This is a genomic window from Nonomuraea sp. NPDC003754 (genome assembly GCF_053605785.1).
The window spans coordinates 195,377-222,370 of sequence record NZ_JBSGJX010000007.1 but is presented as its reverse complement, the minus strand read 5'-3'; the positions used below and the strand labels follow the sequence as shown (position 1 = coordinate 222,370).

The following is a 26,994-nucleotide window of genomic DNA, read 5'->3' as shown; positions in this document are numbered from 1 at the left end:
AGTGTGGAGCCTTCTCGGGTGGCGCGGCCCCTCGTCCAGTCGGGTGGGAGCGGGGCCGCGCGGAGAACGCTCGGTGGGCTTCGGCGGCAGCGGTCGCGGCTGCCGGCCAGGGGCCCACCGAGCGTTCCCATCGCCGGCCGGGCAGCGCGAGGCAGGAAGAGGCCAATGGGCTTGCGGGGATTGGACGAGGTTCAGGAAGCCTGTCAGGTGCTCGGAACGGCGGCGGCTAGCCGGTTTCCGGGGTCTGCGGGACGGGGATGCGGCGCCAGGCGGTGTCGGTGACGATCACGTGGTCGAGGAAGCGCAGCCCCACGGTGTCGGCGGCGTCGGCCAGGCGCTGGGTGGTGGCCAGGTCGGACTCGCTCGGGTCGAGAGAACCGCTCGGGTGGTTGTGCGCCACCCCGAAGGCAGCGCCGCCCGAGGTCAGCACGGTGGTGATGATCTCCCGGATCGGGGCGGGCGTGTGGTCGGCGCCGCCCTCCGTCATCAGGGCGCGGCGCAGGACCGAGCCGCGTGGATCGCAGATCACGACAACGAGGCGTTCGCGGGGGTGTCCGCGAAGGTACGGCGCCGCCTGCGCGGCCAGGTCGCTCGACGAGGTGATGCGGGCGCGGGCCGGGCCCTCCTGCGCACGCCGTACGAGATGGAAGGCCGCGGCGATGCGGGCCGCCTTGGCGGGGCCGACGCCGCGGACGGCGAGCAGGCGGTGGGCGTCGGAGCGGGCCAGCTCGCCGAGGTCGCCGCAGTGGGCGATGAGCTGGGCGGCGAGGTCGACGGCGTCGCTCTCCCTGGTGCCGTGACCGATGAGGAGAGCGAGCAGCTCCCGGTCGGCCAGGGCTGCGGCACCGCTGGCGAGCAGGCGCTCGCGCGGGCGGTCGGCGGCGGGCAGGTCCTTGACGCGCAATCGACACCTCCGGATCGGCACCCTGCCGGTTGTATCAACGGGCACCGACAAATCAGGGGCCGGGAGGGTGGGTCGGCCGTGTCTCGTGGCCGCCGCAGGAGGGGGTGCGGGGCCGGCGTTGAAGGAGGGGGGACCGGGCGGCGCGGGGGAAGGCGCCGCCCGGTGGTGCGTGGGGAGGGGTCACAGGTGCACGGCCATGCTGTAGACGACTTCGAAGCGGTCGCCGGGAACGACGATGTCGCTCGTCTCCACGGGACGTTCGCTCGCCCAGTGCGTCCGTTTGAGGTGCAGGACGTGGACGCCCGCCGACAGGTCGAGGGCGTCGATCTCGGTGGGGCGCGGCACCCGGGTGTGCACGCTCTCGACGATCTCGGTCACCTTGATCCCGTAGGAGGAGAGCCTGCCGATCAGGCCGCGGCGTTCCTCGTCGGAGTGGGGCGCGAACTCGAGCGGTTCGTACGACGTGGCGAGCTGGAGGGGTTTGCCGTCGCCGCGGAACACGTAATGGATCCTGGTGAGGGTGGTCGACTCCTCGACGCGGAGGCGCTGGGCGATCTCGGGGGTGGCGGCCACGGGCTCGCTGTGCCAGTCCCAGGTGACGCGCCTGCCCTGGCTCTGCAGGTCGGCCGCGAACGGCGCCTGGTGGTCGTGGAAGCGCCAGCGATGCAGGGGAGCGAGGTCCGGGCGCTCCCTGACGTAGTGTCCCGAACCCACCCGACCGAAGATGAGGCCCTCGCCGGCCAGGACGCGAAGCGCGTGGCGGGCGGCGGTCTCGCCGACCTGATATTTGCGGGTCAGCTGCGCCCGTGAGGGGATGGGCGCGCCGGGGGGAAGGGTGCCGTCGTTGATCTGCCGCCGAATGTCTTCGACGACGCGCAGGTAGACCGGATCGGAACTTGCCACTAGTCCATCCCTGAGGTTGCTGTGAGGCGTTGCCCCATGTTGCCGTATTCGGCAGGTAACCCACCGTCATCGAATGCACTTGGAGTTCCAACTTTGGGCGGTTCGGAAAAATATTCTGAGAACTCTGTAACGCCCGCGTAAGGTGCGGCGATTCTCCGGTAGAGGTCGTCGATGTGTGTACCCCCGAGCACATATCGGCGACCTCTTCCACGTGCCGGCGTTTCCGGCCAACCCCCCAGCGTGCGGGCCTTTCCGGCCACCCCCCATCCCGTACGGCAAGCCGCCCCCGCCGCCACCCTGGTCCCGGGGCCGGCGTCTGTCGAGGGATACGCCTCACCGAGCGCGCGTGGCCGGCCGCCGTTACGGACGGCACCCCTGGGAACCGGTGACGCTCAGCGACGGGACGACGTGACGGCGGCCCGCCGGAGTCCCGCTGGAGTACGCGTGATGGACGGGCGGTCAGCGGTGACCACGGTTGCCTCGAGCCCGCTTGCCGTAGGGGTCGGAGCGAACGGCGGGGCGCGGAGCGCCGGGATGGCGCGAGGTGCGGGCGACAGCAGCGGAGGACTGGCGCGACATCGGCGGGGGAGCGGTGATCGGCTGGTGCGGGAGGCGGTGGCGGGAGGGTGTGGGACGGGTCGGCGGCGGGGAACTCCGCGAGCGGCCCGGCGGTCGCGGGAGGAGCCGGGTATGGGGCCGGAGGCGAGTGGGGGAGGAGCCGGACAAGGGCTCGGAAATGGCCTTATGGGGGTGGCGGGGTTAGGGACGTGCGGGAATCCGGGTACCGTTCGCACTATGGCATCGCCCTCTCGCACCGCCGAAGCTCCGTTCGGCCGCATGCTGACCGCCATGGTCACGCCGTTCACCGCGGACGGCGCCGTCGACTACGACGCCGCGCGCAGCCTGGCCGCCTACCTGGTCGACGAGCAGCGCAACGACGGTCTGATCGTCAGCGGGACCACCGGGGAGTCGCCGACCACCAGCGACGCCGAGAAAGAGCGCCTGCTGCGGGTCGTGCTGGAGGCCGTGGGTGACAGGGCGACCGTCGTCGCCGGTGTCGGCACGAATGACACGCGCCACACCATCGAGCTGGCCAGGCAGGCCGAACGGGCCGGCGCTCACGGCCTGCTCGTGGTGACGCCGTACTACAACAAGCCGCCGCAGGAGGGCCTGTACCGGCATTTCGCCGCCGTCGCGGACGCGACCGCGCTGCCGGTGATGCTCTACGACATTCCGGGCCGCGCGGGCGTGCCCATCCACACCGATACGCTGATCAGGCTGTCGCAGCACGAGCGGATCGTGGCCGTGAAGGACGCCAAGGGCGACCTGTTCGCGGGTTCCACCGTGATGACCGCCACCGACCTGGTCTTCTACTCGGGCGACGACGCGCTGAACCTGCCGTGGCTGTCGGTGGGCGCGGCGGGGTTCGTGAGCGTGGTGGGCCACGTGGTGGGCGCCGAGCTGGCCCGGATGATCGAGCTCCACCGGGCGGGCGAGGTCGCGGAGGCGACCGCCGTCCACCGGCAGCTGCTGCCCGTGATCGACGGGATCATGAACCGCGCGGGGGGCGCGATCATGGTCAAGGCGGCACTCAGCTTGACGGGCCGGCCTGTCGGCCCGATGCGGCCTCCGCTGGTGGAGGCCACCTCTGCGCAGATCGCCGAGCTGCGGGCGTGCCTCGTGGCCGGCGGAGTGAAGTTGGCTGACTGATGAAAACGGGGAGGAACGGAGATATTGAGTTCACGATTTGACCGGCCTGGGGGCAGCGTATGAGCCACCCGCATCCGGAACTCGGCCCCCCGCCGCCGCTGCCTGAGGGCGGCCTGCGCATCGTGGCGCTCGGCGGTCTCGGGGAGATCGGCCGGAACATGGCGGTCTTCGAGTACGAAGGCCGGCTGCTGATCGTCGACTGCGGGGTGCTTTTCCCCGATCCCGAGCAGCCGGGAGTCGACCTGATCCTGCCCGACTTCGAGTACATCAGGGACCGTCTCGACGACGTCGAGGCGCTGATCCTGACGCACGGCCACGAGGACCACATCGGCGCCGTGCCGTACCTGCTGCGGGAGCGGCGCGACATCCCGCTCGTCGGGTCGAAGCTGACGCTGGCCTTCATCGAGGCCAAGCTGACCGAGCACCGGATCCAGCCGGAGAAGGTACAGGTCATGGAGGGGGAGCGGCGCCGGTTCGGGCCGTTCGAGTGCGAGTTCCTCGCGGTCAACCACTCCATTCCCGACGCGCTCGCGGTGGCCGTCCGCACGCCGGCCGGCATCGTCCTGCACACCGGCGACTTCAAGATGGACCAGCTGCCCAGCGACGGGCGGCTGACCGACCTGGGCGGCTTCGCCAGGCTCGGTGCCGAGGGCGTCGACCTGCTGATGTCCGACTCGACCAACGCCGAGGTGCCGGGGTTCGTCACCTCCGAGCGGGAGATCGGTCCGGTCATCGACGAGGTGATCCGCACCTCGGCCAAGCGGGTGATCGTGGCGAGCTTCGCCTCCCACGTCCACCGGGTCCAGCAGGTGATCGACGCCGCCGCCAAGCACGGCCGCAAGATCGCGCTGGTCGGCCGGTCGATGGTGCGCAACATGGGCGTGGCCCGCGACCTCGGCTACCTGAGCGTGCCGCCCGGCCTGATCGTCGACTCCCGTGACCTCGAGGAGTGGCGGCCGGAGGACATCGTGCTGATCTGCACGGGTTCGCAGGGCGAGCCGATGGCGGCGCTGTCGCGCATGGCCGACCGCGACCACGCGATCCGCATCGCGAGCGGTGACACCGTGCTGCTGGCCTCCTCGCTGGTGCCGGGCAACGAGACGGCGGTCAACAAGGTCATCAACGGGCTGACCAGGTGGGGAGCGCGCGTCGTCCACAAGGGCAACGCGAAGGTCCACGTGTCGGGGCACGCGGCGGCCGGCGAGCTGCTGTACGTGCTGAACCTGACGCGCCCGTCGAACTTCATGCCCGTGCACGGCGAGTGGCGCCACCTGCGGGCGCACGCCAAGCTGGCGGAGTTGACCGGCGTGCCGGACGACCACATCGTGATCGCCGAGGACGGTGTCGTCGTCGACCTGGTCGACGGCCGGGCGAAGATCACCGGTGCCGTGCAGGCCGGGTACGTCTACGTGGACGGCCTCTCGGTCGGCGAGATCACCGACCTGTCGCTCAAGGACCGCAGGATCCTCGGGGACGAGGGCTTCGTGTCGGTCGTGGTGGTCGTCGACTCCACCAGCGGCAAGCTCGTCGCCGGTCCTGAGATCCACGCGCGTGGGTCGGGCATCGAGATCGAGCGCTTCGGCGAGATCATCCCGATGATCGAGAAGGCGATCGAGCAGAACGCGGCCGACGGCGTGGTCGACATGGCGCAGATCCGCCGCGTGGTGCGCAGGACGGTCGGACGCTGGGTGAGCGACACCTTCCGCCGCCGCCCGATGATCATTCCGGTGATCGTCGAGGTCTGATCCCGCCGCCGGAGGAACCCCGCCCCCGATCCCTGCGATCAGGGGGTGGGGGTTCCTCTCCGGGTTGCTGAGCGGCCCGGCCGCGTCTCCCGCGGGCGGCGGTGTCCGGGCTGCTGGGGTTCCGGCCCAGTCTGTCGTACACGGAGGGCGGCCACGGGGCGGGGTGTTCGCCGCGTCATGAAGCACGGCCGTGCCGGGGACGCCGGTCAGGCGTCACGGTGGTGGACGGCCGCCAGGCCCGCCGGTCAGGCGTCACGGTGGTGGACGGCCGCCAGGCCCGCCGGTCAGGCGTCACGGTGGTGGACGGCCGCCAGGCTCGCCCGTCAGGCGTCGCGGCGGTGGACGGCCGCCAGGCCCGCCGCCAGCGGCACCACCGCGTAGAGCACCAGCACCACCCCCGCGACCGGTGGCGGCAGCAGCGCCCCGTACACCGAGGACGTCAGGTCCGCCCCCGCGATCTCCCGCGGCAGCGCGCCGATCATCACGGACCCGAGCGGTTCGCTCCACGGCTCGGGCAGGTTCCCGACCACGATCGGGATCACGTACACCAAGCCCACCAGCACCGCGATCGCCGCCGCCGCGGATCGCAGCAGCGCGCCGAGCCCCAGTCCGAGCAGCGCGAACACCGCCACCGTCACGGCCGATGCCACCAGCGTCGGAAGCCGCTCGCCGAACGACGCCACGGGAAAGCGTCCCGCCAGCATCGCCGCGGTGGCCGCGTACGTCACGAACACCACGACGGGTCCCACGACCAGCCCGAGCCCGCCCACGACCGCCGACTTGGCCACCAGCACCGGCCACCGGCGCGGGACGAGGGCCAGGCTGGTCCTGATGAGTCCGGTGGCGTGTTCGGAGGTGATCGCCAGGACTCCCATGACCCCCATGCACAGCTGGGGGACGATCAGCACCACCTCCTCGAGTTCGGCGATGCGGGCGGTGCGCCGCATCGGCGGGGACGCGGCGTCGTACATGCCGATCGCCGCCCAGGCGATCGCCGCCGCCAGCGGCACCGCGCCGAGACTCAGGCCGACGAGCAACCAGCTGGACCTGACCGAGCGGGCCTTCACCCATTCGGCGGCGAGCACGTTCATGCGTTCTTCCCTTCGACGGCGGTCCTGTTCACGGGCGTCTGATCCGAGCGGAGATCCGTTCCCCGCGATCCGCGGCACCATGTTCGGCGGCATCACCGCGGGCCGTCACCACGGCCGTCTTGGCCGGCAGCGGGGCCCTGCGCCGCGGGACGGCGACGAGCGAGGGGCGCAGGCGGTGGAGGGGACCGGGCGCAGGCTCAGCCGTTCGCCGGCGATCACCGGGCGGCTCCGAACTCCACGCTGCCGGCGGTGAGCGCCAGGTAGGCCGACTCCAGGGAGTCGTAGCGGTCGGTCAGCTCCCGCGTGGCGGCCGCCACGATCAGGCGGCCCTCGCCGATGACGACGATCCTGTCGGCCGTCACGGCCATCTCGCTCATGAGGTGGCTGGACAGCAGCACCGTCCTGCCCTCGGCGGCCAGCGCGCGCATCAGCTCGCGGATCCAGCGCACCCCGTCGGGGTCGAGCCCGTTGACCGGCTCGTCGAACATCAGCACGCCAGGGTCGCCGAGCAGCGCGGCGGCGATGCCGAGCCGCTGCTTCATGCCGAGCGAGAACGCGCCCGCCTTCCTGCGGGCCACCCCGGTCAGGCCGACGCGGTCGAGGACCTCGGCGACGCGGGCGGCGCCGATGCCGTTGGTGAGTGCCAGGCTGAGCAGGTGGTCGTGGGCGCTGCGGCCCGGGTGGAGGGCGTTGGCGTCGAGCAGCGCGCCCACCTCGCGCAGCGGCCTGCGCAGGCTCGCGTAGCGGCGGCCGTTGACCAGGGCCTGGCCGGAGGTGGGCGCGTCGAGACCGAGGATCACCCGCATCGTGGTGGACTTGCCGGCGCCGTTCGGACCGAGGAAGCCGGTGACGTGGCCCGGCTCGACGGTGAAGGACAGGCGGTCGACGGCGCGGGTCGCGCCGTACGTCTTGGTCAGCTCTCTCACGTCGATCACCCCTTCACGGTCGGGTACGGCCCGCGTCCCGCGCATCGGACCCGGGTATGACGCCGGAGCCCGGGACGGCCGGATAGCGTGCGGGGCGTGAACTTCACCAGGCGGCTCACCCGGGGCCAGCTCATCGCGCTCGACTGCGCGGCCGGATGGGTCGTCGCGCTGGCCGCCATGACGTCGGCGGCCAGCGCGCCGGTGCCCGCCTGGGTCGCGATCGTGCTGGCGCTGGGCCTGGGCCTGCCGCTGGGAGTGCGCAGGCGGTGGCCGGTGGGCGTCTTCGTCGTGGTGTTCGCGGTGGCGCCGGCGGCGGGCCTGGTCTTAGGGGTGGGCGCCGCCTGTGTCGCGCCCGCCTACGCCCTGTACACGGTGGCGCTGTCCTGCGCGAAGCGGGCGCCGACCACGGCGATCGCGGTGGTGACCGGAGTGGCGGTCCTCATGCTGACCGTGGCGGGGGCGCCGGCGGACTGGTCGCGCGCGGCGGGTGACGTCGTGCTGGGGATCGCCGCGCTGGGCGGCTCGTGGACCGTCGGCCGCGCCGTGCGCGAGCGGCGCGAGTACGCGGCACGCGCGGCCGAACGGCTGGTCACCGAGGAGCGGTTGCGCATCGCCCGCGAGCTGCACGACGTCGTCGCCCACAGCATGGGACTCATCGCGGTGAAGGCGGGTGTCGCCAACCACGTGTTGCGCAGCAGGCCCGAGGAGGCCCACGACGCGTTGCGGGTGATCGAGACGGCGAGCCGCGACGCGCTGGTGGAGATGCGCCATCTGCTCGGCGTGCTGCGCACCGAACCACCGGAGTTGCGTCCCGTGCCCGAGCTGGACGAGCTGGCCGAGCGCGCCAGGCTCGCGGGGGTGCGGGTGGAGCTGGCGGCCTCGGGGCTGGACGGGCTTCCCGGCGGGGTGCGGCTGGCCGTACACCGTATCGTGCAGGAGGCGCTCACGAACGTCGTCAAGCACGCGGGCCCGGCCCGTTGCACGGTGACGGTGGCCGCCGACGGCGGCCGGGCGCGGGTCGAGGTGACGGACGACGGCCCAGGACACGGGGCCGCGACGCGGAACGGCCGGCGCGACGGCGAGGGCCACGGGCTGGTGGGGATGAGAGAGAGGGTCGCGATGTACGGCGGAGCGTTCTCGGCGGGGCCGCGTCCGGAGGGCGGGTTCCGGGTGGCCGCGACCCTTCCCTACGCATGATCCGCGTCCTTGTCGCCGACGACCAGGCCCTGCTGCGCGGCAGCTTCCGGGTGCTGGTGGAGAACGAGCCCGGCATGAGCGTGGCCGGTGAGGCCGGCACGGGCGCGCAGGCGGTCGAGCTGGCCATGGCCACGCGACCGGACGTGGTGCTGATGGACGTCAGGATGCCGCAGATGGACGGCATCGAGGCCACCCGGAGGATCGGCGACGCGGCCAGGGTGCTGATCGTGACCATGTTCGACCTCGACGCCTACGTCTACGCGGCGCTGCGGGCGGGAGCGTCGGGCTTCCTGCTGAAGGACACCCCGCCCGCCGACCTGCTGGCCGCGATCAGGGTGGTCGCGGCGGGGGAGGCGCTGCTGGCGCCGACGGTGACGCGCAGGCTCATCGAGGAGTTCGCCAGGCCCGCGGTGCGCGGCCTGGAGGGGATCACCGACAGGGAGCGCGAGGTGCTGACGCTGATCGCGCGGGGACTGTCCAACACCGAGATCACCGAGCACCTGCACCTCAGCATGGCGACCGTCAAGACGCACATCGGCCGCCTGCTGACCAAGCTCGCCGCCCGCGACCGGGCCCAGCTGGTCATCGCGGCCTACGAGAGCGGGCTCGTTGTACGGTCGGGTGCATGAAGGTCGTTTTCCGCAAGTACGGCGGTTCCCTCCACTGGCACCACCCGGCCAGGTTACTCGGGGAGGACGCCCATGGGGTGTGGGTGGGTTGCGAGGCCGGCACGACGGGGGCGAAGGGTGACGGGCCGCCGGTGGTGTGGGACAAGGCGTTCGTGATGCTCTTCCCGAGGAACGAGTGGTGGGTCGCGCTGTTCAACGACGAGGGTCACAAGACCGACCTCTACATCGACGTCACCACCGTTCCCGAGTGGAGCGACGGCGAGGTGACGATGGTCGACCTCGACCTCGACGTGGTGCGCACCAGGGAGGGGAAGGTGTACGTCGACGACGAGGACGAGTTCGCCGACCACCAGGTGCTGCTGGGCTACCCGCCCGAGGTGGTCGCCCAGGCGGAGCGCGCGGCGGCGGCGCTCACCACGGCGGTGACCGACCGTCTCGCCCCGTTCGACGGCGCCACCCACCTCCCCTACCTCGCCCAGGTGCGCTGACCGGCCCTCCCGGCGCCCCCTACGGCTGCCCGTACGGCAGGCGGGGCCGTCGCGCGGGCGGTCGGGATCGCGAGACTTCGGTTCCACGACCCCTCCGGCCGCCGGCATGACCGTCCGGTGGATCACGCTGTTTCCGAACGCCTGGGCGAGCTGCGGTCAGCGTCCCCCGATAGTGCGGGGAGCGCGCCGGGAATCAGGACTGACCGCAGGCCGTGGGGCAGAACATGACCTCCGGGTAGCGCGAGGACGGCTTGTCCAGGAAGGGCTGCCGCCGCGACTTCAGGTGCTGGTCGAGGAAGGCCGCCACGTACGTGCGGGTGAGCTCGGCGGCGCGCGCCGCGGGCAGAACGCCGTAGGCGGGCTTGACGCCGAGGGCGCCCTCCACCAGTGGGCCGTCGGTGAAGGACTGGTGTTCCGCGCCCGACAGCACGAGCCAGCGCTTCCACCCGGTCAGCAGCTTCCAGTCGCGGTCCCACGTGGGGGCAGGGCCTCCGGGGACGTGCTGCGCCGAGCCCAGGAACATGAACGGCCGGGCGAACCCGCTCTTGGGGATCCGGGCGTAGGTGGTGCCGTCCATGTCGATCCCGGCGCGTACCCGGGAGTCCTTCACCATGGCAGCCATGGCGCTGGCCCCGCCGATCGACTGGCCGACCATCGCGATCCTGGAGCGGTCGATCAGGTCGGCGCCGTCCCACGTCGACGGCAACCGGTCGAGCACGAAGGAGACGTCGGTCGCCCGGCCCTGGACCAGCCCTGTGCCGAAGCCCGGGTCGGTGTCGCTGTCGCACGCGAGGCACTTCGCGACCCGCCCGTCGGGGAAGGTCGTGGCGTAGCTCTCGTAGGTGTGGTCGATCCCGGCCACGACGTACCCTCGGCTGGCCAGCTCCTCGGCCAGGGACGTGAGCGTGCTCACCGGCTTGGTGAAGCCGGGGGAGAGCACCACCAGCGGAAGCTTCCGCCCCGCGGGTCGCGCGTCCTTGACGGCGTTCGTCCGCGTCTTGCTCAGCCTGTCGGACGGCACGCCCGTGATCCCCAAGCCTTCCAGTATGAGCTCGGATTCCTCAGGCGTCATGTACGGTGCGCGCTCGCCGTCCCGCTGCTCGGTCGGATACCACAGGGTGACCTTGAGCTGCCTGGCGTCGACGTCGAGATCCCAGGGATCGGGGCGGGAGGTGTCCGTCAGATACAGGGCGGTGGTGCCGACCGGATGGGCGCCGGTGGGAGTGGGCAGGACGGCCGGGCCGGTCGGCGTGGCCGACGGGACAGCGGACCGGGGCGGCGTGGGTGCGGAGCAGGCGGACGCGGTGAGGACGACCAGTCCTGCGGCGACTGCCAGGATCTGTCTCATCGAGAGGTCCATTCACTTGTGCAGCAAGGCCAGGGCCTTGGCCAGCGCGGGGTCGCGTCCGGCGGCCGCGTCCTCCGGGGTCAGGGGCACGTAGTGGTCGGGGGGCACGCCGATCCGGTCGATCACCTCGCGATCGGGCCCGAGGTGGTGCCTGACGGGGAAACGCAGAACGGTGTTGTTGCCGAGCAGGTAAGGCTGCGCCGGGCCGGAGATGACGCCGGCGGTTCTGGTGCCGACCAACCGGCCCGCGCCCAGGTCCTTGACCGCGGAGCTGAAGTGCTCGCACGCCGAGGCGCAGCTGCGGTCGGTGAGCACCATCAGCGGCAGGTCGAGCAGCTCGACGGTGTCGTCGGTCCGCAAGGTCTCGCACGTGCCGTCCACGGTGCACAGGTAGGCCGTGGCCTTCCCGTGGACGAACGCGCTCACCAGCCGGATCGCCTCCAGGGGACTGCCGCCGCCGTTGCCGCGCAGGTCCAGCACGACGCCGGTGAGCGTCCGGCCGGTACGCAGCCTGGCGATCGCTTTGAGAGCCCTGTCCGCGGAGTCGGGGGAGAACCCGCGCAGCCGTACGTAGGCGATGCCGTCCTGAAGCAGCTTCGACTGCACCACTTGCAGGGCGGACAGATCCCGCTGGTGGAGGCCGGGCTTGAGCGTCACGATCCAACGGCGGCCGGTGGTCTGCCGCAGGAGCCGCAGCCGGACCGGGCGCGCTTCCGGGTATCGCGGGTAGAGAGCCGCGATCGCTGGAGTGGCCTTCCCGTCGATGAAGGGGGCCGATCCGTTGATCGATTCGATGATGTCGCCCGGGCGTAGTCCGGCGGCCCGCGCCGCGCCACCCTGCACGGTGGTGACGAACAACGGAGGGAGGGCGACGCCGGGGTTGCCGTTCACCTGTGGACCATTGACGTTCGCCTGGAGGCCCAGGCCGTAGCCGTCACCGTCGTAGTAGTCGGGCGGTTGCTCGACGTCGTGCGCCCAGGAGGCGTGGTTGTCGCCGAGGCCGGCCACGATGCCCTCGAGGGTGACGACGGCCAGCCGCTCGCGCAGGTCCGGCACCTGATCGGTGACCTTCCGGTAGACGGCCTCGAAAGCGGCCCAGTCGGCTTTCCGGTCACCGGTCAGCGCCGGCATGGTGGCCTCGGGCACGTCGCGCCCCTTGCGGTTGAGCTCCTGCGTCAGGGCGACGAATCCGGCGGTCAGCGAGCGGGCGTCCAGCGTGGCGCCGCTGTAGTAGTTGCCGAGGATGCAGAAGTACGCCTGCTCGATGACGTCGATCGTGGTGGCCGTCTCCGCCCCGGGAGGTCCGTGGGGTGGCGCGCAGACCGTACTGGCTGCCGCGCTCGCCTGGCTCCGCGGCGGCGTCGGTGCCGCGCAGGCCGCCGCCAAGAGGAGGGCGAGCCCGGCTGTCACGGTCCTGACGGTCATGACAGGCGCCTCCGGATCCACCAGAAGGACAACCATGCGAGGCCGAGGGTGAGGAGGGCATAGATCCCGGTCTCGATCCACTGGAAGGTCCAGAAGCGGTCGAGGGGCTGGTAGGTCGCCTGCTGCCGGTAGCCGAGCCGGTTGATCTCGACCATGCAGCGGTCCCCGCGGCCCGCCGCCCCCGACGGTGAGCAGGGCCCCGACGTCGTGGAGACCTGGATGGCGGCTCCGCCGGCGCCATCGGAGATCGTGCGTCCGGACGGATCGACCAGGCCGCTGTGGAGGACCCAGGCGCCGGCGTGGCCGGGAACGGCCGACCTCAGGAGAATCCGCACGGGTCCGCCTCCCTCCTGTGACAGGCCGACGTTCTCCACGTTCGCCTGGCTGAGCTCGAAGGTCCCGGTGGCCGGGGGCATCAGGTGGGCGCGGACCGCCAGCGGCATCGCGAGCTGGATCGCGGCGAACACGGCCAGGGTGAGGGCCATGGCGGGCAGGGTGCGGCGCACGAGCATGCCCACGGTTACGCCGAGGACGAAGGCGAAGGCCGCATACCCTACCGGGGCGATGCCGCGAGCGCCGAACACCAGGGGCGCCATCAGGGCGAGGCTCTCCGAGGCTGACTTGTCCAGGGGATCGGACCACCAGGTCACGACGAAGCCGCACAGGCCGGCGGCGGCCATGGCGACCAGGCCGACGAAACCGAACTTGACCGCCAACCAGCGGCCGCGGGTGATGCTCTGGTTCCACACCAGCAGGTGCGTGCTCGCCTCCAGTTCGCGGGTGATCAGCGGTGCTCCCCAGAAGAGCCCGACGAGAGCGGGCAGGAGCAGCACGACGAGGCTGACGGCCATGAAGGGCATCTCGTACGCGTCGAAGAATTGATCGTAGAAGCGGTCGCAGGTGTTGTCCTGCGCGCAGCCGGCGATCCCGGCGGAGTAGCGGGTGGCCAGGTCCGGGCCGGTCAGGGCCAGGACGACGGCGAGAATGACGAGTAAGGCGGCCATCATCGCGGCCGAGCCGCGGAACTGGCGCCAGGTCAGCCAGATCATCGCTGCACCTCCAGCCCGACTCGCCGGTTCTCGGCGCGGCGGTCGTCCATGTAGGCCAGGACCAGGTCCTCCAGGCTGAGCTGGGTGACCGCCCAGGTGGGGTCGTGGATCGGGGCCTCGGTACGGACCACGAACGTGCTCTGCCGGTCGGTATGGCGTGCGGCGACCACGTGCTGGTCGGCGGGCAGCCGGTCGGGATCGCGGCGCGGGCCGGTGAGCCGGTGATGGGTGGCCAGCAGCTTGTCGACCTCTCCCGCCACCTGCACGCGGGATTCGACGAGCACGACCAGGAAGTCGCAGACCCGTTCCAGGTCGGAGACCAGGTGGGAGGAGAGCACCACGCTGAACTGGTGCTCGACCGTGGCCTCCATCAGGCTCTGCATGAACTCGCGGCGGGCGAGCGGGTCGAGCGAGGCGACCGGCTCGTCCAGGATCAGGAGTTCGGGCCGCTTGGCCAGACCCAGGGTGAGGGCGAGCTGGGCGCGCTGGCCGCCGGACAGCCTGCCCGCCCGGTGGGCGGGATCGAGGTTGAGCCGCTTGATCCGTTCCCGCGCCATGGCGGCGTCCCAGCGGGGGTTGAGCCGTGCTCCCAGCCGCAGGTGATCGGCGACGGTCAGACCGGCGTAGACGGGGGTGTCCTGGGCGACGAACCCGACCCTGGCCAGCTGCGCGGGTCCGCCGGCGGGACGGCCGCCGAGCACGGTGATGCCGCCCGCCGTCGGTTCGAGCTGGCCGCCGGCCAGCCTCAGCAGCGTGGTCTTGCCGGCGCCGTTGGGGCCGACCAGCCCGACGACGTGGCCCGCCGGTATGTCGATGGCGCACTCGCGCAGCGCCCAGCGCTTGCCGTATCTCTTGCCCAGTCCCTGGGCCTGCAGGACAGAGGTCACGCGATGTCCTCCTGAGCGGTGGTCCGGAAGGTCGTCATGAAGAGAGCCTCGATGCTTTCGTCGTCGAGGCCGGCGCGCCGTGCCTTGGCCAGCCAGCGCCGCAGTTCCAGCCGCAGCGGGCCGTGCGCGGCCAGCGAGGTGTCGGTGAGCGTCGCCGTCACGAACGTCCCCACCCCTGGCCGGGCGGCGACCAGGCCCTCGTGCTCGAGTTCCCGGTAAGCCTTGAGGACGGTGTTGGCGTTGATCGCCAATTGCGCCACGACCTCCTTGACAGTCGGCAGCTGGTCGCCCTTGCGCAGCATGCCTAGCCGTAGCGCGTGCCGTACTTGCTGGACCAGCTGCAGGTACGGCGAAACACCCGACCTGCCGTCCAGATGGAACTCGATCACCGAATCTCCATTTATCTAGCCTGCTAGTACTTTAGACCCATACGGGTTAAAAGGATCATAAGTGCCTGCCTCGGGTCGCGACCGGCGGGGCGCCGAGCCACTCGCAGCGCTCGACGGAGGGCCGGTCGACGTGCTCGCCGAGATGTTCGCGCAGCGGATCCGCTGATCGAGGCCGACACCGTCGACCGTCACATGTCGGTGATGAAAGCCGCCGTCATCTGGTGGCGGGCCCGCGGCTGGCCGGCCGGCAATCCGATCGTCGGCATCGAGCGCCGGCCCGCGCTTCCGTTCCGGACCCGGGCGCTGTCCCGCGAGCAGATCGCCGCGCTGTTCGACCTCACAATCGGTTGACGGGCGAGCCCCTCTGCCCTACCGGCGAGCCACCGAGCTCTTCGAGACCCTCACCCGGTCGCTCGTCCATCCGGGGATCACCGACTCGGCCGAGCTCGAAGCACGCGACGGGTGGACGCTGCATCGGTTGTGCCACTCGGCACTGACTCACGAATCAACGCCGCATTCCGTCCGGAGGGAATGGCGGCTCGCCTACACGGACCGGGAGAGCCGCAGCGCCACGGTGAGGGCGGCCAGGCGGGCGGGCGAGGCGAGCCCCACGTGGTACAGATGCAGCTCGTCCGCCCCCGCCTTGGCGAACGCGGCGAACGAAGCGGCCAGGTGGTCGGGGTCGGCCGGCTTGGGCGGCAGGAACAGCGCGTAGGCGCCGAGCCGCTGGCCTGGGGCGGCGATGGCGGACAGCCGCTCCAGGTTGGCGGTGGCCTCCTCGGGCGTGCCCCAGCACATCGCCACCAGCCCGTCGAGCGCGGGATCCCCGTCGGGAAGGGGGGCGAAGGGCCCCGCCGCCCACGGGTCGGGGGCGGCGTGGATCCTGATCGGCAGGCCCGGCGCCGCCTCCCGGGCGGCCGCGACGAGCCTGGCCCTGAGCGCCCCCGCCAGCCCGGTCCGCCGCTCCCGCACGTGCGCGGCCTGCTCACCGAGCGCGTCCGCCACCGAGCCGGGCCCTGTCGAGCCGGGATCCGTCGAACCGAGGGCTGCCGAGCCGGAGGCCGCCGAGCCGGGTGCGGCGCCGTCGATGGCCGCGCGCACCAGCGCGCGCAGCCGGCCGGCGTCCTGGTAGCCGTTCTCGCAGGCCGTGCAGAAGCACAGCGACAGCAGCGCGGACTGCACGGGGGTCCAGTCGGCGCCGGCGGTCTTCTCGTGGACGCTCTGGTGCCCGAACCCCATCGGCCCGCACGCCTCCAGGATGATCCCGTCGGGCGCTCCCACCGTGACGATCTCCCGCACCAGGCGCTCGCAGTAGTCCACGACGTCCTCGTGCGCGGGGCACAGCGCGTACGGGTAGGGGTCGCCGAAGGCGTTGCGGACCACCAGGCCGGGGTGCGCGGCGCCGAGACGGCTGCTGTGGGTGAGGACGGTCCAGGCGTGCACCGGCAGGCCGGCCGCCCTGAGCGCCTCGCGGGCCCTGAGGAAGGCGTCGGGCGCGGTCCAGGTCGGGTTCGGCGGGACGAGGCGGCCCCACGCCGCCTGCCGTACCGGGAGGTAGAAGGCGGAGTACGGCACGTCGAGCACCCGGTGCTCGGGGTGGAACGGGGTGGCGGCGCGGGTGGCGTGGTAGGAGGCGGCCAGCGCGACCGCGTCGACGCCCAGCTCGGTGAGCCTGGCCGGCGCGTCGGGGTCGCCGACGATGTCCCAGGGGTAGGCGTAGGCGATGCGCATCGGGCTACCAGCGGGGGCGGCTGGTGACGAACGAGGGGTTCACCCTCCTCATGTAGCCGGTGTCGTCGCGGGAGGTGAGCCCGCACTTGAGGTACTGCTCGTGCATCACTGCCAGCGCGTCCCTGTCCAGTTCGACGCCGAGCCCCGGCCCGGTGGGCACGGGCACCGCCCCGTCCACGAACCGGAGCGCTCCGGGGGCCACCACGTCCTGCCCGTCCTGCCAGGGCGTGTGCGTGTCGCAGGCGGTGGCGACGTTCGGGACCGCGGCCGCCAGGTGCGTCATCGCGGCCAGGCTGATCCCGAGGTGGGAGTTGGAGTGCATGGACAGCGAGATCCCGAACGTCTCGCACAGCCTGGCCAGCTGCACCGAACGCGCCAGCCCTCCCCAGTAGTGGTGGTCGGACAGCAGCACCCCGATGGCGCCCTCCCTGATCGCGGGCGGCAGGTGCTCGAAGGTCACCACGCACATGTTGGTGGCCAGCGGCATCGGCGCCTGCGCCGCGACGGCGGCCATGCCGGAGATGCCGGCGGTGGGGTCCTCCAGGTACTCCAGCGTCCCGGCCAGCGCGCGGGCGACCTCGATCGAGGTCTCGACCGACCAGACGGCGTTCGGGTCCAGGCGCAGCGGGTGGTCGGGGAAGGCGGCGCGCAGCGCCTGGATCGCCGCGACCTCCTGGGCGGGTTCGAACACCCCGCCCTTGAGCTTGATGGAGCGGAAGCCGTACTCCTCGATCAGCAGCCGCGCCTGCGCCACGATCCCTTCGGGATCGAGCGCCGCGCCGAACCTGTCGTCGGGCTCTCCCGGGTGACCGGCCCACTTGTAGAAGAGGTAGGCGCTGTACGGCACGGCCTGCCGTACGGCGCCGCCGAGCAGATCGCTCACCGGGCGCCCGGTGGCCTTGCCCCGGATGTCCAGGCAGGCGACCTCGAACGGCGAGTAGACCCGGTCGATGCTCTTCTCCTTGGTGGCCGCTCCCGTCAGCCCGTGCAGGTCGCTCACCACGTCGCCGACCAGGGTGGAGACGCGGGCGTAGATCTCGTTCTGGGCGTGTACGTCCAGGCCGACGAGGGCATTGGCCGCGGTGCGCACCTTTTCCAGGTGGGCCAGGTCGCCGTAGGTCTCGCCGAGCCCGGACAGTCCTTCGTCGGTGACGACTTCGACGATCGTGCGCAGCGCCCACGGCTCGTGGACTCCGGCGGCGTTGAGCAGAGGCGGGTCGCGGAAGGCGACCGGGGTGACCGTGATCTCTCTAATGTTCATATATGTGAACAACCGCCAGAATTGTGGACGAATGTCAGTACTGTAAGAATCTGGCGGAGCCAGTGTCAAGGCAAGGTAGAGTGAAGTGTGATATTGCATAGGGGTGAGGCGATGATCCACGCATACGACCCGCGCACCGGCGGCACCTTCGGCGAAGGCGTCCCCGAGGCCACCGACGCCGACGTCGACGCCGCCGTCGCGGCCGCGCACGCGGCGGGACCTGCCTGGCGCGCGGCGCGCAGACCCGAGGTGCTGGAGGCCGTCGCCGAGGCGCTGGAGGCCAACGTCGACGAGCTCTGGGCCGTCGCCGACAGGGAGACCGCGCTCGGTGAGACCAGGTTGCGCGGCGAGGTGGCCCGCGCGGCCAGCCAGTTCCGGCTCTTCGCCGGCGTGCTGCGCGACGGCGGTCACCTGGAGGCGGTCATCTCGGTGCAGCCCGACGTGCGCCGGATGAACCACCCGCTGCCCGGTGTCGTCGGCGTCTTCTCCGCCTCGAACTTCCCGTTCGCCTTCTCCGTGGCGGGCGGCGACACCGCCTCGGCGCTCGCGGCGGGCTGTCCCGTCGTCGTCAAGGCGCACCCGGGGCACCCGCTGACCTCCGAGCTGACGGCGCGCGTCATCAGGTCGGCGCTGCCCGACCCCGCGCTGCTCGGCCTGGTCCACGGCCTGGCGGCAGGCAAGCGGCTGGTCCAGCACCCCGACGTGGTGGCGGTGGGCTTCACCGGGTCGATCCCCGGCGGCAAGGCCATCCAGGCGCTCATCGACGAGCGCCCCGACCCGATCCCGTTCTACGGCGAGCTGGGCAGCGTGAACCCGGTCGTGGTCCTGCCCTCCGCCGCGCGCGAAGGGCTGGCCGAGGGCTTCGCCGCGTCCCTCACGCTCGGCACCGGGCAGTTCTGCACCAACCCCGGCCTGGTCTTCGCGCCCGACGACGCGGACCTGATCGCCTCCCTCGGTACGGCGGTCGCCGGCACGAACGGCTCGCCGATGCTCAGCGATCGCATCAGGGAGGGCTACCTTCAGGGGCTCGAGCGCCTGTCCAAGCTCACCCTGCTGGCGGAGGGCGGCCAGGGCGAGGGGGAGTGGGCGGTCGCGCCCAAGGTCTTCACCATCGACCTGGCCGCCTTCGCCGCCCGGCTGCCCGAGGTCGCCGAGGAGTGCTTCGGCCCTTCGTCGATCGTGGTCACCTACTCCGACGCGGCCGAGCTGATCGAGGTGCTGCAACGGCTCGACGGCTCCCTGACCGCCACCGTCCACGCCACCGACACTGCCGAGGCCGCGCCGGTCGCCGAGGTGCTGGCGCGGAAGGCGGGCCGGCTCATCTGGAACGGCTGGCCGACCGGCGTGGCGGTGTGCTGGGCGATGCACCACGGCGGTCCGTGGCCGGCCAGCACCGCCCCCGAGCACACCTCGGTGGGGGCGATGGCCATCCGCAGGTGGCTGCGGCCGACGGCCTACCAGGGCTGGCCGCAGGAGCTGCTGCCGGCCGAGCTGCGCGACGACAACCCGCTGGGCGTCCCGCGGCGCGTCGACGGCTGACCGTCTGGCGGGCGGGGCGAGGGCCGTCGGCGACCGCGAGGTCTGTCCGAAGGTCCTGCCCCGTCCCGGCCGCCGCGGTGGCCGGGACGGGGCAGGACGGGCCGTGGGGTTACCCCGCCAGCTCCAGCCCCGCCGCGATGATCCGCTCCAGCTCGGCGACGTGGCCGGGCGACGGGTCCACCAGCGGCGCCCGCACGCCGCCGACGTCCAGCCCGCGCAGCCGTACGCCCGCCTTGACCAGCGACACCGCGTAGCCGGGCACCTGGTCCCGCAGCTCCACCAGTGGCAGGTAGAAGCGCGTGAGCAGGCGCTGCACCATCACCTCGTCCCCGCCCGTGACCGCCTTGTGGAAGGTCAGCGCGATCTCCGGGGCGAAGGCGAAGACCGCGCTGGAGTACAGCGGCACTCCGAGGCCCCGATACGCCGGAACCGTCAGCTCGGCCGTCGGCAGCCCGTTGAAGAACGTGAACGGGCGGTCCGTCGCCTGCCGTACGCGAAGGATGATCCGCTGCAGCAGGTCGAAGTCGCCCAGGCCGTCCTTGAAGCCGATGACGTTGGGCAGTCCGGTCAGCTCGGCCACCGCCGAGGGCGTGAAGCGGGCCGTGCCGCGCTGGTAGACGATGATCGGCAGGTCGGTGGCGGCCGCGACCTGCCGGACGTAGGAGACCAGGCCCGCGGCGGGGGCGGTCACCAGGTAGGGCGGCATCAGCAGCAGCCCGTCGGCGCCCGCCTCCGCCGCGGCCCGCGCGCAGGCCTGGGCGAACGGCAACGACCCGCCCGCTCCGGACAGCACGGGCACCCGCCCGGAGGCGGCGGACACGGAGGTGGCCACCACGGCGGAGTACTCGTCCAGCGCCAGGGCGTTGAACTCGCCGGTGCCGCAGGCGGCGAACACCCCTCCGGCCCCCGCCGTGACCCCCTTGGCCACGTGCGCGGCCAGCGCCTGGCCGTTCACGGAGCCGTCGGCCCCGAAGGGGGTCACGGGGAAGAACAGAACACCATCAAGACGCATTTCTTTCCTCCAGAGAACGCGCCGGATGATGTGTTATCGGATGCCCTCCCGGCGCAGAGTGGCAGCCAACCTGCGGGTGTGGCTGATGACCGCCTCGGCGATCCGCTCGATCTCCTCGCGGGCCAGGTCCGCGGGCATCGAGCAGCTGATGGCGTCGGTGGCGGGGATGCGGTAGTCCACGGCCACGGCCACGCAGGCCACGCCAGGTGTGCCCTGCTCTCGCTCGAGCGCGTAGCCGCGGGCGCGTACCTGATCGAGCTCGTCGGTGAGCTTGGCCAGATCGGTGATCGAGTGCTCGGTGAGCGCGGGCAGCGGGTCGGGCAGCAGCGCGGCCACCTCGTCGTCGGTCAGCTGCGCCAGCAGTGCCTGCCCGAGCGCGGTCACGCTCGCGGGCAGCCGGCGGCCCACCCTGGAGACCGCATGCCGGTCGCGCGACTCCCGGGTGGCAAGGTAGAGCACGTGCGCGTCGTCGCGCCGGGCGAAGTGGACCGTGTGCCCGATCTCCTCCCGCAGGTCCTCCAGCGTGTCGTGCGCCAGCGGCAGGGCGGGATCCTTGTCGAGGTAGGCGGTGCCGGTCAGCAGGGCGTGCGGCCCGATCCCGAAGGCCGAGGCGCCGGGCTCCGTCTCGACCCACCTGAGCCCGGCGAGGGTGCGCATGAGGGCGTGCAGGCTGCTGCGCGGGAAGCCGGTGCGCTGCTGGAGCTCCGACAGGGTCAACCGTTCGGGCGAGGCCGCCAGGGTTTCCAGGATGCGGACCGTTCGCTCGGCTGACTTGACCATCGAGGGCTCCATGCCTGACAGAATAATGGATGCCATCCATGTACATGGACATCTACCCTTTGACGGCGCCGCTGGTCAGGCCACGCATGAACTGCCGCTGGAAGGCCAGGAAGGCGATCACCGAAGGCAGCAGCGCCAGCAGCGACGCCGCCAGCAGCACCCCGATGCCGACCTCCTCGTCCGAGCGGAGCGAGCGCAGCGCGATCGGCAGCGTCCAGTGGCTCGACTCGTTGGCCACGATCAGCGGCAGCAGGTACTGGTCCCAGATCATGGTGAACCCGAAGACGCCGATCACGCCCAGCGCGGGCTTGCACAGCGGCAGGATGATCGTGAAGAACGTGCGCAGCTCGCCCGCGCCGTCGATCTTCGCCGCCTCCTCCAGCTCGACGGGCACCTCCTTCATGAACTCGGTCATGACGAGGATCGAGAAGCCCCACGCGCCGACCGGCAGGATCATTCCCGCGTAGGAGTCGATCAGGTTCGCGTGGAGGAGCGGCATGTCGGCCAGCACCAGCGAGAGGGGAATCGCGATGATCTCCTCGGGCAGCATCATCGTGGCCAGCATGATCAGCAGCACGAACGACATGCCCCTGAACCGCTTGCGGGCCAGCGAGTAGGCGGCGAAGACGCTCACCGTCATCTGCAGCGCGAGACCGAACCCGACGACGACGAAGGAGTTGACCAGGTAGAGGTAGACGTTCTTGTCCGCGGCCTGGGCGAAGTTCTCCAGCGTGAACTCGTCGGGCCACAGCGTGAAGCCGGTCGGGTCGAGCGTCCTGCTGAAGGCGCTGACCAGCAGTCCGACCAGCGGCCCGGTGAAGACCAGCACCATCACGGAGTAGACCAGGACCTTGCCCGCCGTCGCCAGCGGCCCCCCGCGCGCCTCCAGGCCCAGCGCGCTGTCGAATCTCATGCCGGCCGCCTCCTGCGCATCAGCTGGACCAGCACGGTGAGCGCGAGCGTGGCGGCGAACAGCACGACGCCTCCGGCCGCGGCGACGCCCAGCTCGCTGCGCTGGAAGCCGAGCTTGTAGATGAGGGTCATGAGCACCTCGGACGAGCCGTTCGGCCCGCCGTTGGTGAGCACGTACACCTCGACGAACACCCGCAGCCCGCGGATGGCGGCCAGCGTGAAGAGGATCCAGAAGACCGGACGCAGCGCGGGCAGCGTGATGTGGCGCAGCCTCGACCACGTGCCGGCGCCGTCCACGGCCGCCGCCTCGTACAGGGTCCTGTCGATCCCGACCAGGCCCGCCAGGAAGATCATCATGTCGTACGGCGTGCCGCGCCAGACGCTCATCCCCATGATCGACCAGAGCGAGGAGTCCTCGCTGGCCAGGAACGGCTGGGGGTCGACGGCGACCCAGCCCAGCACGCTGTTGAGCAGGCCGCTGGCGTCAGGGTGGTACATGATCCGCCACACCTCGGCCACCGCCGCCATCGTGGTGACCACCGGCAGGAACGCCGCCGTCCTGACGAACCACAGGTAGCGGGCGGGCCCCTCGACGAGCAGGGCGAGCACCAGGCCGAGGACCAGCGAGCCGACCGTCGTGCCCGCGGCCAGGACGACGCTGTGCGAGACCGCGCTGACGAACGCGTCGTCCGACATGATCGTCCGGTAGTTGCCGAGCCCGACCCACTCGTCGCCCAGGAAGGGCTGGACCTTGAAGAAGCTCATCCGCAGGCCCTCGAACATGGGGATGAACTTGAAGTACAGGAACAGGATCAGGGCGGGGGCGAGGAACAGCCACGCGACGGCGGTGCCGCGCCACCGCCCCTGCCCGGGACGGTGACGCGAAGCCGTGCGCTGCTCGGGCCGCGCGAGCGTCGTGGTCACGATGCCTTCTGGGCCCGCAGTTCCGCGCTCAGCCTGGTGGCCAGGCCGTCCATGGCCGTCTTCACGTCGGCGCCGCAGTCGGCCCACACCGCGTTGATGGCGTCGGCCGAGGTCTGCCTGATGGGCGCCCAGTTGGGGACGGGGGAGCTGTAGACGGCGTCGGCGTAGGCGTCCTGGAACACCTTCCACCGCGGATCGGTCCGCTCGGCGGACACGTCCACGGTCCTGTTGACCGGCAGCCTGACGATCGCGCCGTTGGCGTCCTTGTTCATGCCGATCCTCTGGCCCTCGGGCGAGACGGCGAACTCGGCGAACTTCTGCTGGCCCTCCTCGTCGGCCGAGCCGGCCATCAGGTAGACGTTCTCGCCCTCGCCCAGCGTGCCGGGACCGCCGGAGGGGCCCTTCGGCACCTTGACGACCTCGAGCCTGTCGGTGCCGATGCTCTTGACGAACCGGGCCAGCACGTACGGCCCGACCAGGTAGATGCCGCCCTGGCCCTTCTCGAAGACCTCGTGGGTGACGGTGGTGTCGTTGCTGACCGCGCCGGGGTTGACCGTCCTGGCGACGCAGAACTGGTTCTGCAGCCACGTGACCGCCTCGACCGTCCTGGGGTCGGCGACCGCGGGGGCGAACCGGCCGCCGCCGTTGTCGGTGAGGAACGTGCCGCCGTTGGCGTAGATCATCGAGGAGGCGTACCAGGAGGCGTAGCCGCGCTTGGTGCCGGCGGGGGCGACGAAGCCGTAGGTGTCCTTCTGGCCGTTGCCGTCGGGGTCCTGCTCGGTGAACGCCTTGGCCAGCTTCGCCAGGTCGTCCCAGCTCTGCGGAGGCTGGAGGCCGACCTTCTCCCTCCAGTCCTTGCGGATGATCAGCGCGAACGCCTGCGCGGAGAACGGCGCCGCGTAGTACTTGCCGTTGCCGGCCTGCGCGGCCTGCCACGCCCGGTCCGACAGCTGGTCGCCGCCCTTGATCCTGGCCTTGTCGACCTCCCGCAGCCAGCCCTGCGTCTGCATGTTGCCGAGCTGGGCGGTGTCGTTGATGACGATGTCGGGCAGGTTCTTCTGCGCCGCCTGCTGCTGCAGCTTGGTCTCGAAGTCGTCGAAGAGGGCGACGACCTTGGTCTTGACGCCGCTGGCCTTGGTGAAGGCGTCGGCCAGCTTGACGGCGGTCTTGGCGGAGTCGGAGTCCGGTGCCTGCCGGATCCAGATCTCCAGCGCCTGGTCACCCGAACCCCCGCCGGAACCGCAGCCGGACAGGGTGACGGCGAGCGCCGTGACTAACGCGGCCCCGAGCAGATGGCGTGGCATCAGACCGCCTCCTCGTTCACATACGTGGACACGCTTCGCGAATGTGTCATTCGTTCATGTGAACGTAACGACTGGCCTGCATCGCGTCAACATTCCATGTATGTGAATTCACGCCAGAGGCGTGTACAACAGTCACCATGCGCATCCTTGTCACCGGCGCTGCCGGGAAAGTCGGCACCCTGCTCCGCCCTCTCCTCGCCCGTGAGGGACGGATCCTCCGCCTGTCCGACGTGCTCCCCCTGCAGGCCGGACCCGGGGAGGAGGTCGTGACCGCCGACCTGACCGACGCCGACGCCATGGCCTCGGCCATGAAAGGCGTCGACGCCGTCATCCATCTCGGCGGCCAGAGCCGCGAACACCCGTGGGCCGACATCGTCGACGCCAACATGAACGGCACGTACGTGCTGCTGGAGGCCGCCCGCCAGGAAGGGGTACGGCACGTCGTCCTCATGGGCAGCCACCACGCGGCCGGCTTCCACACCCGCCCCGCCGGCGGGGCCGACCTGCCCGACTACGCCTTCCCCCGGCCCGACACCCTCTACGGCGTGAGCAAGGTCGTGATGGAGGCGCTGGGCAGCCTCTACCACGACAGGTTCGGCATCAACGTGACGGTCATCAGGCTCGGCACCTGCAACGAGGGCTCCGGCGACACCAGAGGGCTGGCCACCTGGATCTCGCCGGGCGACTGCGCCCGGCTGCTGGAGGCGGCGATGCGCGCCACCGGGTACCACGTGGTGTGGGGAGTGTCCGACAACGCGCGACGGTGGTGGTCGCTGCAGGAGGCCAGGGCGATCGGCTACGAGCCGCGGGACGACTCCGAGGGGCACGCGGCTCCGCTCGTCGCCGCACAGGGCGAACCCGACCTGGCCGAGCCCCTCCATGACCGGGTCGGCGGGCTGTTCACGCTGCGCGAGCTGGGCGGACGCTGGTGACCGCGCCCGCGCCCGGATCGGTCATCCGGCCTCCGGGGTGAAGGCGGTGTCGCTGGTCAGGGCCACCCGGTCGAGCCTGGCACCGTCCTCCCGGTAGGCGAAGGCGATCGTGTGGGTGCCGGGCGACAGGGTGTAGGCGACCGGGACCTCGGCCCAGTGCCAGGAGGTGCCGAGCGGGATCCCGTTCCGCTGCGTCCACGCGCCGCCGTCCGACCTGACCCAGAAGGAGTCGTCGCCGTCGGTGGCGGCGATCACTCTGGCGTGAAGCCGGTAGGCGCCCTGCTCGGGGACGGTGAACGTGTCCCATGGCGGGGGCGCCGGCAACCGGGCGGGAGGGCGGTGCGGCTTCCACGGGCGGGAGGGCAGGCGCGGCGCTTTCCGCGGGCGGGACGGCTTCCGGAGGGAGGGCTTGCGCGGACGAGGCGGTTTCGGGGCGCGGGGCGGCGTCGGCGGGCAGGGCGGTGAGCCCGAGGGCCGGCAGGGTGACGGCGAGCAGGCCACGTAACATGATCACCTCCATCACTAATGCAACCGGTTGCATCAGTCACTGGTCCCGGCCGAGCAAGGCCAGCACCAAACGGTTGCAGCCCCTGTAGCGCCCACACGACGAGGTCCCCGGCAGGGCGTCCCGCGTCGGACCCAGGCGACTGGGCCGGCGTGATGTGGGTCGGTGTCACGTCGGCTCTGGCTCGGGTCGGATCCGGGCGGCTCGGCAGGGGTGATGTGGGTCGGTGTCAGGTCGGCCTTCTGCCGGGCCGGGTGGATCAGCGGAACAGCAGACCCAACCCCCGGTGGCCGCCGACCGTCACCTTCGCGCCCGCGAAGCTCACCGGGTACGGCTCGGCCAGCAGCCCCAGCGCGCCGAAGGAGGCCCGTCCAGCGTGATCCGCACGACCACGACGTGGTTGTACGGCACGTCCGGCCCCCACGGGCGGAGGAGCTCGGCGGTGCGGGCGCTGACGCGCAGCTCGGTGGTCATGCCCCGGCCAGCTCGGTGCGCCAGCTCCGCTTGGCCGTCCAGCCGAGCAGCCGCTCGGCCTTGGCCGAGGTGAAGGCGGGGGCGGCGCCGGTGAGGGTGTGCGCGGCGGCCGCCGTACCGGGGAGGATCTCGGGCAGGAGCTCGGCCAGCGGCGCGCGGGCCAGCGCGTCGGCGGCGCCCGCGAAGAACACCTCGCCGCTGGGGACGCCGGGCAGCCGGTCGAGCAGGGCGGTGACGAGATCGGCGGCGTCCCTGGCGTCGATGTAGTTGAACAGCGAGACCGCCGCGAGCTCCGGCCGGTCCAGCCGCTCGGCGATTGTGTGGCCCTGCTGGGTGGGGGCTCCCGCCCATTCCTCGGGCGCGACGACGTAGCACGGCCGGACGGCCGCGAACCTGGTGCGGGAGGCGCGCGCGAAGGTGGCCGTCACCTGCTCGGCGACCTGCTTGGACAGGCTGTAGGCGTTCCACGGCTCGGTGGGGTGCTCCTCGTCGATCGGCAGGTACCGGGGCCGCCAGGCGGGCGTGCCGTACCCGATGACGGTGGGGCTGCCGGCCACCACGACGCCGGCGACGCCGGTGGCGGCGGACGCCTCACACACGTTGAAGGCCAGCTGGGTGTTGGTGCGGAAGGTCACCCCTTCCGTCCTGCTGAAGGGGGTGGCGATCGCGGCCAGGTGGACCACGTTGTCCGGCCGGAACCGGGTCATGACCTCGTAGGCCTGGCCGAGGTCGGTCAGGTCGGCGGGCAGGGTGGCGGCGGCCTGCGGGGGAGTGCCCGGTGCGGTGTCGACGCCGATCACCTCGTGACCCGCCTGCGCCAATGCGACGACGACGCTGCGGCCGAGCCGTCCCGCGCTGCCCGTCACCAGTGTTCGTGTCATCGGCTACCCCACTCCCGAGGCTCGATGTAGCAACCGGTTGCACCGGAG

Annotated in this window: 26 protein-coding genes and 1 pseudogene; 8 read left to right on the top strand and 19 right to left on the bottom strand. The window is 71.6% G+C overall.

Annotated elements, in window-relative coordinates:
- Nucleotides 1-226: 226 nt before the first annotated feature.
- Complete coding sequence (locus ACWEVS_RS11875) at nt 227-904, bottom strand: JAB domain-containing protein (protein ID WP_449916920.1); 678 nt, start codon at nt 902-904, stop codon at nt 227-229.
- A 180-nt stretch (nt 905-1,084) separates the two neighbouring features.
- Nucleotides 1,085-1,807, bottom strand: coding sequence for a GntR family transcriptional regulator (locus ACWEVS_RS11870; RefSeq protein WP_452551257.1), 723 nt, complete (start codon nt 1,805-1,807; stop codon nt 1,085-1,087).
- 795 nt (nt 1,808-2,602) lie between these two features.
- Here ACWEVS_RS11870 and dapA point away from each other — a divergent pair.
- Nucleotides 2,603-3,517 (top strand): 4-hydroxy-tetrahydrodipicolinate synthase, encoded by a 915-nt coding sequence (dapA, locus tag ACWEVS_RS11865; RefSeq protein WP_452551255.1) that lies wholly within the window; start codon nt 2,603-2,605, stop codon nt 3,515-3,517.
- Between the two features lie 59 nt (nt 3,518-3,576).
- On the top strand, nt 3,577-5,262 hold the full coding sequence (locus ACWEVS_RS11860; protein WP_354906703.1) for a ribonuclease J: 1,686 nt from the start codon (nt 3,577-3,579) through the stop codon (nt 5,260-5,262).
- Between the two features lie 323 nt (nt 5,263-5,585).
- Here the strand turns inward: ACWEVS_RS11860 and ACWEVS_RS11855 are convergent, their stop codons facing one another.
- Nucleotides 5,586-6,353 carry an ABC transporter permease subunit gene (locus tag ACWEVS_RS11855; protein WP_452551253.1) on the bottom strand — a complete coding sequence of 256 codons (768 nt, stop codon included), beginning with the start codon at nt 6,351-6,353 and terminating at the stop codon, nt 5,586-5,588.
- A 293-nt stretch (nt 6,354-6,646) separates the two neighbouring features.
- Nucleotides 6,647-7,288 (bottom strand): annotated as a pseudogene (locus ACWEVS_RS11850) (ATP-binding cassette domain-containing protein); the annotation flags it as partial.
- 87 nt (nt 7,289-7,375) lie between these two features.
- Here ACWEVS_RS11850 and ACWEVS_RS11845 point away from each other — a divergent pair.
- From ACWEVS_RS11845 to ACWEVS_RS11835, 3 genes are read left to right on the top strand one after another with little or no spacing between them, the layout of a single operon-like run.
- Nucleotides 7,376-8,476: a sensor histidine kinase gene (locus tag ACWEVS_RS11845; protein WP_452551251.1), complete on the top strand. Its 1,101-nt coding sequence runs from the start codon at nt 7,376-7,378 to the stop codon at nt 8,474-8,476.
- Complete coding sequence (locus ACWEVS_RS11840; protein WP_354906700.1) at nt 8,473-9,105, top strand: response regulator transcription factor; 633 nt, start codon at nt 8,473-8,475, stop codon at nt 9,103-9,105. The genes ACWEVS_RS11845 and ACWEVS_RS11840 overlap by 4 nt, the downstream gene beginning before the upstream one ends.
- The gene (locus ACWEVS_RS11835; RefSeq protein WP_449916908.1) at nt 9,102-9,593 is read left to right on the top strand and encodes a DUF402 domain-containing protein; all 492 of its coding nucleotides are present in this window, start codon (nt 9,102-9,104) and stop codon (nt 9,591-9,593) included. Before ACWEVS_RS11840 ends, ACWEVS_RS11835 begins: the two co-directional genes overlap by 4 nt.
- A 193-nt stretch (nt 9,594-9,786) precedes the next feature.
- Here the strand turns inward: ACWEVS_RS11835 and ACWEVS_RS11830 are convergent, their stop codons facing one another.
- Genes ACWEVS_RS11830 through ACWEVS_RS11810 form a run of 5 tightly spaced genes read right to left on the bottom strand, consistent with a single transcriptional unit; the run spans nt 9,787 to nt 14,691 of the window.
- Entirely contained in the window at nt 9,787-10,941 is a 1,155-nt protein-coding gene (locus tag ACWEVS_RS11830; RefSeq protein WP_452551250.1) for an alpha/beta hydrolase family protein, read from the bottom strand.
- A gap of 12 nt (nt 10,942-10,953) precedes the next feature.
- The gene (locus ACWEVS_RS11825) at nt 10,954-12,366 is read right to left on the bottom strand and encodes a S41 family peptidase (protein WP_452551248.1); all 1,413 of its coding nucleotides are present in this window, start codon (nt 12,364-12,366) and stop codon (nt 10,954-10,956) included.
- Nucleotides 12,363-13,415: an ABC transporter permease gene (locus ACWEVS_RS11820; RefSeq protein WP_452551246.1), complete on the bottom strand. Its 1,053-nt coding sequence runs from the start codon at nt 13,413-13,415 to the stop codon at nt 12,363-12,365. The genes ACWEVS_RS11825 and ACWEVS_RS11820 overlap by 4 nt, the downstream gene beginning before the upstream one ends.
- On the bottom strand, nt 13,412-14,302 hold the full coding sequence (locus tag ACWEVS_RS11815) for an ABC transporter ATP-binding protein (protein WP_452551244.1): 891 nt from the start codon (nt 14,300-14,302) through the stop codon (nt 13,412-13,414). Before ACWEVS_RS11815 ends, ACWEVS_RS11820 begins: the two co-directional genes overlap by 4 nt.
- Nucleotides 14,299-14,691: a GntR family transcriptional regulator gene (locus tag ACWEVS_RS11810; RefSeq protein WP_354906694.1), complete on the bottom strand. Its 393-nt coding sequence runs from the start codon at nt 14,689-14,691 to the stop codon at nt 14,299-14,301. Before ACWEVS_RS11810 ends, ACWEVS_RS11815 begins: the two co-directional genes overlap by 4 nt.
- A gap of 201 nt (nt 14,692-14,892) precedes the next feature.
- On the opposite strand from ACWEVS_RS11810, the gene ACWEVS_RS11805 reads away from it, so the two are divergent.
- Nucleotides 14,893-15,042, top strand: a complete 150-nt coding sequence (locus ACWEVS_RS11805) for a hypothetical protein (RefSeq protein WP_452551242.1) — start codon at nt 14,893-14,895, stop codon at nt 15,040-15,042.
- Between the two features lie 192 nt (nt 15,043-15,234).
- Here the strand turns inward: ACWEVS_RS11805 and ACWEVS_RS11800 are convergent, their stop codons facing one another.
- Complete coding sequence (locus ACWEVS_RS11800) at nt 15,235-16,422, bottom strand: hypothetical protein (RefSeq protein ID WP_452551241.1); 1,188 nt, start codon at nt 16,420-16,422, stop codon at nt 15,235-15,237.
- Between the two features lie 4 nt (nt 16,423-16,426).
- The gene (locus ACWEVS_RS11795; protein ID WP_452551239.1) at nt 16,427-17,683 is read right to left on the bottom strand and encodes a glucarate dehydratase family protein; all 1,257 of its coding nucleotides are present in this window, start codon (nt 17,681-17,683) and stop codon (nt 16,427-16,429) included.
- Between the two features lie 111 nt (nt 17,684-17,794).
- On the opposite strand from ACWEVS_RS11795, the gene ACWEVS_RS11790 reads away from it, so the two are divergent.
- Nucleotides 17,795-19,222, top strand: coding sequence for an aldehyde dehydrogenase (NADP(+)) (locus ACWEVS_RS11790; RefSeq protein WP_452551238.1), 1,428 nt, complete (start codon nt 17,795-17,797; stop codon nt 19,220-19,222).
- 109 nt (nt 19,223-19,331) lie between these two features.
- On the opposite strand, the gene ACWEVS_RS11785 is transcribed toward ACWEVS_RS11790, so the two are convergent.
- From ACWEVS_RS11785 to ACWEVS_RS11765, 5 genes are read right to left on the bottom strand one after another with little or no spacing between them, the layout of a single operon-like run.
- Nucleotides 19,332-20,234: a 5-dehydro-4-deoxyglucarate dehydratase gene (locus ACWEVS_RS11785; protein ID WP_452551236.1), complete on the bottom strand. Its 903-nt coding sequence runs from the start codon at nt 20,232-20,234 to the stop codon at nt 19,332-19,334.
- A gap of 33 nt (nt 20,235-20,267) precedes the next feature.
- Complete coding sequence (locus tag ACWEVS_RS11780; RefSeq protein ID WP_354906689.1) at nt 20,268-21,026, bottom strand: IclR family transcriptional regulator; 759 nt, start codon at nt 21,024-21,026, stop codon at nt 20,268-20,270.
- Nucleotides 21,027-21,066: 40 nt separating this feature from the next.
- Nucleotides 21,067-21,927: a carbohydrate ABC transporter permease gene (locus tag ACWEVS_RS11775; RefSeq protein WP_354906688.1), complete on the bottom strand. Its 861-nt coding sequence runs from the start codon at nt 21,925-21,927 to the stop codon at nt 21,067-21,069.
- Nucleotides 21,924-22,850, bottom strand: a complete 927-nt coding sequence (locus ACWEVS_RS11770; protein WP_452412719.1) for a carbohydrate ABC transporter permease — start codon at nt 22,848-22,850, stop codon at nt 21,924-21,926. The genes ACWEVS_RS11775 and ACWEVS_RS11770 overlap by 4 nt, the downstream gene beginning before the upstream one ends.
- The gene (locus tag ACWEVS_RS11765; protein ID WP_452551234.1) at nt 22,847-24,154 is read right to left on the bottom strand and encodes a sugar ABC transporter substrate-binding protein; all 1,308 of its coding nucleotides are present in this window, start codon (nt 24,152-24,154) and stop codon (nt 22,847-22,849) included. Before ACWEVS_RS11765 ends, ACWEVS_RS11770 begins: the two co-directional genes overlap by 4 nt.
- Nucleotides 24,155-24,291: 137 nt before the next feature.
- Here ACWEVS_RS11765 and ACWEVS_RS11760 point away from each other — a divergent pair, with 137 nt between their 5' ends.
- The gene (locus ACWEVS_RS11760) at nt 24,292-25,086 is read left to right on the top strand and encodes an NAD-dependent epimerase/dehydratase family protein (RefSeq protein WP_452551232.1); all 795 of its coding nucleotides are present in this window, start codon (nt 24,292-24,294) and stop codon (nt 25,084-25,086) included.
- 21 nt (nt 25,087-25,107) lie between these two features.
- Here the strand turns inward: ACWEVS_RS11760 and ACWEVS_RS11755 are convergent, their stop codons facing one another.
- The 3 genes from ACWEVS_RS11755 to ACWEVS_RS11745 all read right to left on the bottom strand — a co-directional run bounded on the left by ACWEVS_RS11755 (nt 25,108) and on the right by ACWEVS_RS11745 (nt 26,946).
- Complete coding sequence (locus ACWEVS_RS11755) at nt 25,108-25,410, bottom strand: hypothetical protein (RefSeq protein ID WP_452551230.1); 303 nt, start codon at nt 25,408-25,410, stop codon at nt 25,108-25,110.
- Between the two features lie 502 nt (nt 25,411-25,912).
- Entirely contained in the window at nt 25,913-26,065 is a 153-nt protein-coding gene (locus ACWEVS_RS11750) for a hypothetical protein (protein WP_452551228.1), read from the bottom strand.
- On the bottom strand, nt 26,062-26,946 hold the full coding sequence (locus ACWEVS_RS11745; protein ID WP_452551227.1) for an NAD-dependent epimerase/dehydratase family protein: 885 nt from the start codon (nt 26,944-26,946) through the stop codon (nt 26,062-26,064). Before ACWEVS_RS11745 ends, ACWEVS_RS11750 begins: the two co-directional genes overlap by 4 nt.
- Nucleotides 26,947-26,994: the final 48 nt, after the last annotated feature.